This is a genomic window from Kordia sp. (genome assembly GCF_045105435.1).
Lineage (GTDB): Bacteria > Bacteroidota > Bacteroidia > Flavobacteriales > Flavobacteriaceae > Kordia.
Genome location: NZ_JBGCDL010000323.1, coordinates 1 through 9,516, shown reverse-complemented (window position 1 = coordinate 9,516; position 9,516 = coordinate 1). Strand labels below are relative to the sequence as shown.

The following is a 9,516-nucleotide window of genomic DNA, read 5'->3' as shown; positions in this document are numbered from 1 at the left end:
ATCAACGGTGCGTATGCCATGGGACTTTCAGAAACGCACGGAAGTATCACCGTTGGAAAAGCTGCCAACTTGATCATTTCCAAAGAAATAGAATCATTTCATGTATTGCCATACGCGTTTGGCGACAATAATATTGAACAGGTATTAATTAATGGAAAAGTCATTTAATCCTTTTTGTCATTCCTTCGAAGGCAGGAATCTAAGACTTGCTTCGCTCTTAGAATTGTTCCCGCACATGCGGAACTCTTAGATTGTTAGATTCGCTTTGCTTTTAGATAGCTGCGCTGTTAGAATTGAGATCGCTGCGCAGTTAGACTTTCTTCGATACTGTCATTCCGCACTTGATGCGGAATCTCGTACTTTTGAAACTAAAACTTTATTATAAACTAAATCACTATGCATAATTTTTCGCTTCCGCAGAACGGTTCATTGTCCAAGTTGATGATTGACAAGGAAATTACTGATTTCAAAGCGGCGATTGCCTACGTGAATCAATTGCCTTACGGAAGAACCTCAGATCGTAGCGATTACTGTTTGATCATTCCTGAGCACAAAGGAACCTGTTCTACAAAACATGCGTTCTTAAAGCAACTCGCAGTGGAAAGTCAGCAGGAAACTGTGCAACTATTCATCGGAATCTACCAAATGAACGAGATCAATACCAAAGGCGTTGGAAGCGTTTTAAATCAGTATCAACTCAACTACATTCCAGAAGCACATACATACCTAAAAATCAACGGAAACATCCTAGATATTACGCGAACTACTAAAAACGAAGCTTCTTTCGAAGAAAGTTTACTCCTAGAACAAGAAATTCTCCCACATCAAATTGCGGAGTACAAAGTACAATGGCATCAAAACTTCCTAAAACAATGGATTTTGGAAGAGCAACTTCCCTACTCTTTTGAGGAAGTTTGGAAGATTCGTGAGGCGTGTATTTTGGCAATTTCTGTTTAGACTTGTTTGGGTTATTAAACTGTTTCACACTGAGCTTGTCGAAGTGCAGACTTCCATCAATCAAAAAATAACCAATCACAAAAAATTATCTTTTACGAAATCATTATTTCATCAAACCATATAAAAACGTACATTAGCACTACGCAATTTATTAAAAAACCATGCTGCAACTGTACACAAGCGCAAAAGGCAACGCGCTGATTTCCAAACGAAATGGCGAAACTAAATTTGGTGAAAAAGTAGATACACTTTCATCAGTTGAAGATTTAGTCACTCAATTACAACAAAGTGACGCTAAATATGTGCTTTTTGGAATTCCTGAAGATATTGGTATTCGCGCCAATCGTGGAAAAGCAGGTGCAACTACCGCTTGGAATGCTGCTTTAAAATCACTCTTAAACACACAGGACAATTCGTTTAATAGAGGAAAACGTCTGCTAGTTTTAGGTCATTTAGATTTTTCTGAACTGATAGAAACTGCCGATAAAATGTACGCTAGTTCGTATGATTATTATCAAAAATTAAGTGAACTCGTTTCAAAAATTGACGAAGAAGTCACGTATTTAATGTATCAAATTGTAAGTGCAGGAAAAACGCCTATTATTATTGGTGGCGGACATAATAATGCGTACGGAAATATAAAAGGTACAGCTTTAGGAAAGAGCAAAGCAATTAACGTAGTCAACTTTGATGCACATACCGACTTCAGAAATTTGGAAGGCAGACACAGCGGAAATGGTTTTAGTTATGCGTTTAAAAAGAATTTTCTGAACAATTACTTTATGTTTGGATTGCACGAAAACTACACTTCCAAAAAAGTCTTTAAAACTATTGACAGCTATCCAGATCGCATTCGATACAATACTTTTGAAGAAATTAAAATTCGTCAAGAACAAGGATTTTCATCTCAATTACATACAGCATTAAATTTTATCGAAAATCGTCCTTTTGGTGTAGAAATTGACTGTGATTCCATTGAAAATGTACCAAGTAGTGCCATGACTACAAGTGCTTTTACAGCCAATGAAGCACGCATGTTTGCTACATTCTTCGGAAAACAAAAAAATGCTGCCTATTTACATTTATGTGAAGCTGCTCCAAATGCAGATAATCCGCAAGAAATGTATCTCGTTGGTAAGTTACTAAGTTATTTAATCACAGATTTTATGCGTAAATAATACCTTTCCATTTGGAAAATAGTCAAATCTATTTTATTTTTACATAAGCACTTATATAAATAATTATAGAATGGATGCATTACGCGAATTTAGAGAAATTGGTTTAGGTTCAAGATTAAATCGTTTGAGTGAACTTATGATGAAGGAAACTCAAAAAGTATATGATTACTACGGAATTGATTTTGATCCGTATTTATTTCCTGTTTTTAAGATTATTTCTTTGAAAAACAGCACCACAAATACAGAGATTAAAGAAGTATTAGATGTTACTCAACCTGCTATTACACAGACTTTAAACAAACTATTAAAAAAAGATTTAATTGCAATAGATAGTGACGAAATTGATAAACGCAAAAAGAATATCAGTCTTTCCTTAAAAGGTGAAAAACTATTGATTAAAATGATTCCAATTTGGAATGTTATTCATGAAACTATAGAAGACTTAACTACTTTTTCTTCAGATAATTTAGTGGCACATTTGAATCAACTAGAGAATAGGTTTTCTGAAAAAAGTATGAGTATACGTGTCATAGAAAGCATAAAATCTATGAAAGTTTCAAAGTTAACAATTGTTCCTTTTGACGAAAAATATGCTGCTGAGTTTTATAATTTGAATATGGAATGGCTAGAAACATTTTTTTACGTAGAACCACACGACAAAGAAGTACTGAGCAATTCCAAAACCTATATTATTGATAAAGGCGGACATATCTTTTTTGCGAAAGATGCAGCACAAATTGCAGGAACTGTTGCGCTCATAAAAATAGAAGACGGTATGTATGAATTGAGCAAAATGGCAGTCTCGCCAAGATTTAGAGGTAAAAAAATTGGTCAAAAATTGATGCAACATTGTCTTGATTTTGCAAAAGAGCAAAACTTTACCAAGTTCATTTTATATTCGAATAGAAAACTTGAAAATGCAATTTATATTTACGAAAAGTATGGTTTTAAAGAAATTCCTGTTGAAAAAGGAAATCCATACGAACGTTGTGATATTAAAATGGAACTGATTTTTTGATTTCACTTTAATATTTTAAAATTCAACATTTAAAATAAAATAATTTCTTCTCGTAACAATTGTGTAGCTTTGGCATCTTGTATTCGTATCGAATTAAAAAGTAATGAAAGAGAGTTATATTACGTTTTTTAGACGATTTTGGATTGTCCTTATTATTATATTTATTGTATATAATATTATTTTTCCAGAAACATTTTCTAGAAAAAACATTGTAAACAGTATTCAATCGTATGGAAATTACGGTTGGGTAATTTTTGCAATTTGTCACTTAGTCCGTGGTTTTGTCATGCTTCCAAGTACTGCACTTATTTTTGCGGGTGTATTTTTATTTCCAAACGATTTGTTTCTTGTTTTAGTGATTTCTGTGATTGGAATTGTAATTTCTTCCATGATTGTCTACTATTTTTCAGACAAACTCGGCTTTTCTAAACTGTTCAATAAAAATCCGAAAGCTTCTAAATTGGTCAAAGAGAAACTTTCTGGAAAGTACGGACCACTATTTATCATATTTTGGGCATTTTTTCCGTTTGTTCCTACAGATTTAATATGCTATACCGCTGGTGCCATGAAGATTAACCCTGTCGTTTTTGCCATTAGTATTTTCATTGGCGAAGTGATTTTGTGTAGTGTATATATCTACGGAAGTGCCTATTTTATATAATATTTATGTGTAAATTTTTCAAAATAATTTGATGAAATTCAGCCAAATCATAAGGTTTGATGATATAATCATTCATTCCTGCATTGTAAATTCGATCTCTAATTTGATCTTCTTCTGCGGCAGTTAACGCAATTATTGGCGTTTTTTTATCTGTTTCACGTATGCGCATTGTCGTTTCTACACCATCAATTCGTGGCATATTGATATCCATTAAAATTAAATCATATTCATTAGATTTCACTAAACTCAACGCTTTATAACCATCTTCTGCTACATCACATTGATAGCCCTTTACTTGTAAAATACGCTTTGTAATTATACAATTGATTTTATTATCATCAACAATTAAGAGTTTTTTATTTGTGTTATCAATTTCATTCACTTTTACTGGTCTATCATCGACTGGTAATTCACCACTTTCTTCAAATTTGATTTCAAAAGTAAACTCAGCTCCTAAACCTTCTTCACTTTTTAGTGTTATATCACTTTCAAACAGCTTTAGCAATTGTCTTACAATAGGTAAACCTAAACCAGTACCTTGATAGTTTTTTTCATTCTGACCCAACTGTACAAACTTATCAAATATCTTAGATTGTTTTTCTTTAGGAATCCCCATTCCGTCATCTTTGATATTAAATTGTATGATATGTTGTTGTTGTTCTTGCTTGATATGTACCAATTTAATCCAAACATTCCCAGATTCGGTAAATTTCATAGCATTTCCAATCAAGTTGATCAGTATTTGAGACAACCGAACCGAATCTCCTAAAAGTACCGTTGGAATTCTAGGATCAACTTCAACATGTAATTCATTTTTATTCTTATTAAAAGCAAAACTAAATGGAGTCACCACTTCATCAATCATTTTTTTAAGATTAAATGGTATACTTAACAAGTTAATATCTTCCGAGTCAATTTTATTGATTTGTAATACATTGTTTATCAATGTAAGTAAATAGCTACTAGAAAACCGCAATGATTTAAAGTTTTCGCTTTCTTTTAAATTTGGAAAATCTTCTGATAATAATGAAGTAAGTCCAATAACACCGTATAAAGGTGTCCTTAATTCATGACTTACAGTGGATAAGAATTGTGCTTTTAGGTTTGATTGTTTTTCAGTTTCTTCTTTAGCTTCACGCAATTCAATATTTTTTACCCGAAGTTTTGCCAATGTACTATTCCTAAATTTATAGTTCTTAAATAGTGTAATCAATAGTAAAAGTAGGACAAAACCAGCAATCATTAATGCATAAGATGTTTGCTGTGTTTTTTTTAAAATGATAGCTTGTGATCGATTTTCTGCTTCCTTACGCTTTAACTCTCCTTTATAATCATCTACAGAAAACTTTGCTAATGCTATTTGGGTTTCCCTTACTTTTGTTTCATTAGCAAGAGAATCTTTAAGATTTATGTATTGCTTTAAGCGATCGTTTGTAACTTTATGTTTCCCTTCTTTACTTGCCAATTCAGCATAATAGAAATACGAGTTTGTTAACGTACTAAGACCTTTGCTCCCTATGTCTTTTGATAATTTTATTGCTTCTTTAAAAGAAGCATCTGCCTGTTTATATTTATTTTTTACCAAATAATAACGCCCAAACAGATAGTTTACATCTGCTCTTCCGTATGTGTCTCCAAATTTTGAATAGCTTATATTTTTTGAATCTACTAAGTATGAATAAGCGCTATCGTACATTTTTTCATCAATATACATCCAGCCAATATTAAGAATTGGCATTAAAATTTCAGCGCTATCTTTTGTCTTCCGCGCTGCTTTTAAAGATTTTTTATAAAAATACATCCCGGAGTCAATTTTTTTATAGCTTCCAGAATAAATATTTGCCATATTATTGTACAGCCAGCATTCTACCTTGTAATTACCAGACTGTTTTGCGTACTCCAATCCTTTATCATAATTTTCTATAGCTTTTTCAGGTTCTAACATTAGGTCATATGAAACGCCCAATGAATAATATAAAAATGCTAAATTATGGAAGTCTTTTGATTGATAACAATATGAAATTGCCTTTTTAGAAGCTTCTATTGTTTCTATAAACTTATATTCTTCACGAGCCTTTGACGCTATATTTTTGTACTTATCAATACTATCAATTAGCTTTTTCTTATTAGTTTTCTGGCTCCAAGCAGAAAATGAAAGAAGAATTGAGAATATGGCTAACAGTAGGCTTTTCAATAGTTAAGGTTTCAATAGTTAAGATTCAATAGTTATACTAATGTACAAAAAAAAAGACAGCAAGCACCTTTTTTATAAATTCAAAAAAAACAATCTCGTCTTTAAAATTTTAGTACACTTTAAAACTTTCTATCACCCTGATTTCTAATTTATTATTTTAGGAATATTTCCAATTTTTGTAATTAGTTTTTTTTAGATGAAGTGATTTGGTGTAGTATATATCTCCGGAAGTGCGTATTTTACATAATATTTACGTATAAATTTTTCAAAATAATTTGATGAAATTCAGCCAAATCATAAGGTTTGATGATATAATCATTCATTCCTGCATTGTAAATTCGATCTCTAATTTGATCTTCTTCTACGGCTGTTAACGCAATGATTGGTGTTTTTTTATCTGTTTCACGAATGCGTATTGTAGTTTCTACACCATCAATTCGCGGCATATTAATATCCATCAAAATCAAATCATACGTATTGACTTTTAAAATGTCTATGGCTTCCAATCCATCTTCAGCCACATCACATTGATAGCCTTTGTTTTGTAAAATTCGCTTTGTCACTACGCGATTAATTTTATTATCGTCTACAATTAAAATACTTTTCTCAACCGTATTTATCGTTTGTATTGGTACAGGACTATCCTTTTCCATAACCTTTGTGCTTTCTTCAAATACAATTACAAAAGAAAACTCTGTTCCATTATTTTCTTCACTTTTTAGTGTAATATCACTGTCAAAAAGTACTAGCAATCGCTTCACAATTGACAATCCTAAACCGGTACCTTGATAGTTTTTTTCAATTGGACGTAACTGTACAAACTTATCGAAAACAGATGTTTGCTTTTCTTTCGGAATCCCAATTCCGTCATCTTGAATTACAAATTTTATGGTATGTGTTTTGTCTTCTTTTCCTTCCGATTCCAATCGAATCCAAATATTCCCTTCTTCCGTAAACTTAACCGCATTTCCGATAAGATTCATTAATATTTGTGACAATCGAATAGAATCGCCCAATAGAATTTCTGGTATTCTAGCATCTATTTCTTGGTGTACTTTGTTTTTATTCTGATTTGCCGAAAAACTAAAAGAGTTTACAACTTCATTGACCAAACCTCGTATATTGAATGGAATACTTTCCAATTTTACACCTTGCGATTCAATTTTATTAATCTGTAACACATTGTTAATCAGTGACAATAAATATTTACTCGAAAATTTAAGCGATTTAAAATTTTCATTATTTTTTAAATTTGGAAAATCTTCTGATAATAAAGAAGTCAAACCAACAACTCCATACAAAGGCGTTCGCAGCTCGTGACTTACCGTAGAAAAGAATTGAGATTTTAGATTTGCTTGCGCTTCTGCTTCTTCTTTTGCTTCGCGCAATTCGCTATTTTTCATGCGAAGTTTTTCCAGTGCTTTATTTCTGAATTTATAATTCTTGAACATATTTATCAGCAATAAAATCAAAATAAAACCAGCAATCATCAACACATACGAAATTTGCTGTGATTTTTTCATGATCGTTTCCTGCGATTTTTGCGCTTTCGTTACACGTTCTAAATCTTGTTTGTAATCATCAACCGAAAACTTTGCCAAGGCTACTTGATTCTCCTTTATTTTAGTTTCATCAAATAAAGAATCTCTATATTTTAAATGTGTTTGCAATCGATCGTACGCAAGTTTGTGATCTCCTTGTTTGCTTGCCAAAATTGAATATTGTTCGTAGATTTCCGTTAATTCTTCCAACAAATTATTCTTTTTCGCATAACCAAGTGATGTTGTAAAGTAATTATTGGCTAGTACTAGATTTTTTTTGTACATGTAATAACGCCCTAATAAAAAGTGAATTTGCGCTTTGGCTGAATCATCACCATATTTGGTAAAAATCATTCTTTCTGACTTTACTAAATACGGATATGCGGTGTCGTAGTCACCTTGATCTGCATACGTCCAACCAATATTCAAAATCGGCGTTAAAATTTCGGCTGTATCTTTTATTTTTTTCCCAAGTTCTAAAGATTTTTTATAGTAGTAAACAGCTGAATCTGTTTCCTTTAAACCTTCAGAATGCACATTTCCTATATTGTTATAAATCCAACCTTGTAGCCTATCATTTTTACTTTTTTTAGCATAACTTAAAGATTTTAGATAGTTTTCTTTCGATTTTGAAAACTCAGAAATTCCATCATACGCCAAACCCAATTCGTTATAAAACAAGCTTAGGTTGTAATGATCATTAATTTGATTTGCATAAATGATTCCACGATTAGAAGCTTCTATCGCTTCTTTGTATTTGTATTGGTAGAAGTTCTGCGTCGAAGCATTTAGGTATTTTCGAATACTGTCGTTGATTTTTTCTTTTTCTAAATCTTTCTGACTCCACAGCGAGAAACTTAAAAACAAGCTTAATATGGTAGGTACTATTTTTTTCAAAAATTTGAGCTTTTTATGGTATCTCAAAATACGAAAAAATAACATAGTAAAAGACTTTAAATGAATTCTTAACTTTAAATAAAATATTTTCTATACTCTACAGTTGATTCCTTCACTATTTTGTCTTAAAATACCATCGCCTAAATAACACAAGTAACCCTATGTTTTGTTTTTTAAAATTGTATTTTTAGAACGTGAATTTCAAATTGTTATTCTAGCAATTTCTTAATTCACCAATGTGATGAATCCTTTTAATTTTTTAAAGAATAATTAATTATATGAATGCTTTTCACTACGCTTTTAAAGTTAAAAATATTGAATTGACACGTAAATTTTATGTAGAAATATTGGATTGTCAAGAAGGTCGTTCTACGGAGAATTGGATTGATTTTAATTTCTTTGGACATCAGCTAACAGGGCATGTAAGCGACAATATTCCTGCATTAGATTATTGCGGAAAAGTTGATGGTGTTAATGTTCCTATTCCGCATTTTGGTTGTTTATTAAGCATTCCACAATTTGAAGACTTGCAACAAAAACTTGAAGCCAATTCCATTGAATTTATCATAAAACCACAAACGCGTTATGCAGGTAAAGCAGGCGAACAACGTACAATGTTTGTTTTTGATTTTAGCGGGAATCCGTTAGAATTCAAGGCTTTTTCTGATGAAAAGGAAGTTTTTGCCAAATAATTAATAACTTTCATGCATGAATGCACTAAAACTACCTTTTGAATTTGACACTGATATTATCAAAAAAGAATTAGCTCAATTTTCTACAAAAGACTATCAAGATATCTATAATCCGTCTGTAGAATTGGAAACGTTGTGGTTGAAACATTTTATTGAACCAATTCTTGGACCTGATAATTTACCCGTTTTTTTACCAAATGATGCGCTCAAAAAATGCCCGTATTTGCTTTCTATTTTTGAAATGTTTCAATGTCAAGTAGAAACGTTTCGCATTCACACCTTAGATCCTGGCGCAAGCATTCAGAAACATAGAGATACTGGCTATAGTTTTGAACAAGGACAAGTCCGTTTGCACATTCCTGTGCAAACGAATGATAA

The 9,516-nt window shown here is 31.7% G+C and carries 9 protein-coding genes; 7 read left to right on the top strand and 2 right to left on the bottom strand.

Features of this window, described 5'->3' with window-relative positions; translation table 11 throughout:
* The 5 genes from AB8B65_RS16510 to AB8B65_RS16490 form a co-directional block, all read left to right on the top strand.
* On the top strand, nucleotides 1–168 hold a 168-nt coding region (locus AB8B65_RS16510), incomplete at its 5' end, for an amidohydrolase family protein (RefSeq protein ID WP_405302377.1).
* Nucleotides 169–396: 228 nt separating this feature from the next.
* Complete coding sequence (locus AB8B65_RS16505; RefSeq protein WP_405302376.1) at nucleotides 397–957, top strand: hypothetical protein; 561 nt, start codon at nucleotides 397–399, stop codon at nucleotides 955–957.
* A 161-nt stretch (nucleotides 958–1,118) separates the two neighbouring features.
* Nucleotides 1,119–2,135 carry a formimidoylglutamase gene (locus tag AB8B65_RS16500; RefSeq protein WP_405302375.1) on the top strand — a complete coding sequence of 339 codons (1,017 nt, stop codon included), beginning with the start codon at nucleotides 1,119–1,121 and terminating at the stop codon, nucleotides 2,133–2,135.
* A gap of 70 nt (nucleotides 2,136–2,205) precedes the next feature.
* Nucleotides 2,206–3,153, top strand: a complete 948-nt coding sequence (locus AB8B65_RS16495) for a GNAT family N-acetyltransferase (protein WP_405302374.1) — start codon at nucleotides 2,206–2,208, stop codon at nucleotides 3,151–3,153.
* A 103-nt stretch (nucleotides 3,154–3,256) separates the two neighbouring features.
* Entirely contained in the window at nucleotides 3,257–3,814 is a 558-nt protein-coding gene (locus AB8B65_RS16490) for a TVP38/TMEM64 family protein (RefSeq protein ID WP_405302373.1), read from the top strand.
* Here AB8B65_RS16490 and AB8B65_RS16485 read toward each other — a convergent pair.
* Both AB8B65_RS16485 and AB8B65_RS16480 read right to left on the bottom strand, forming a co-directional pair.
* Nucleotides 3,807–6,008 carry a response regulator gene (locus tag AB8B65_RS16485; RefSeq protein WP_405302372.1) on the bottom strand — a complete coding sequence of 734 codons (2,202 nt, stop codon included), beginning with the start codon at nucleotides 6,006–6,008 and terminating at the stop codon, nucleotides 3,807–3,809. The genes AB8B65_RS16490 and AB8B65_RS16485 overlap by 8 nt on opposite strands.
* A gap of 239 nt (nucleotides 6,009–6,247) precedes the next feature.
* Nucleotides 6,248–8,446 (bottom strand): response regulator, encoded by a 2,199-nt coding sequence (locus tag AB8B65_RS16480; protein WP_405302371.1) that lies wholly within the window; start codon nucleotides 8,444–8,446, stop codon nucleotides 6,248–6,250.
* Nucleotides 8,447–8,724: 278 nt separating this feature from the next.
* Between AB8B65_RS16480 and AB8B65_RS16475 the strand changes: the two genes are divergently transcribed.
* Both AB8B65_RS16475 and AB8B65_RS16470 read left to right on the top strand, forming a co-directional pair.
* A complete protein-coding gene (locus tag AB8B65_RS16475) occupies nucleotides 8,725–9,138 on the top strand; it encodes a VOC family protein (RefSeq protein ID WP_405302370.1) in 414 nt (137 codons plus the stop codon).
* Nucleotides 9,139–9,154: 16 nt separating this feature from the next.
* Nucleotides 9,155–9,516 (top strand): aspartyl/asparaginyl beta-hydroxylase domain-containing protein (locus AB8B65_RS16470; RefSeq protein ID WP_405302369.1); only part of this gene is annotated, 362 nt, incomplete at its 3' end.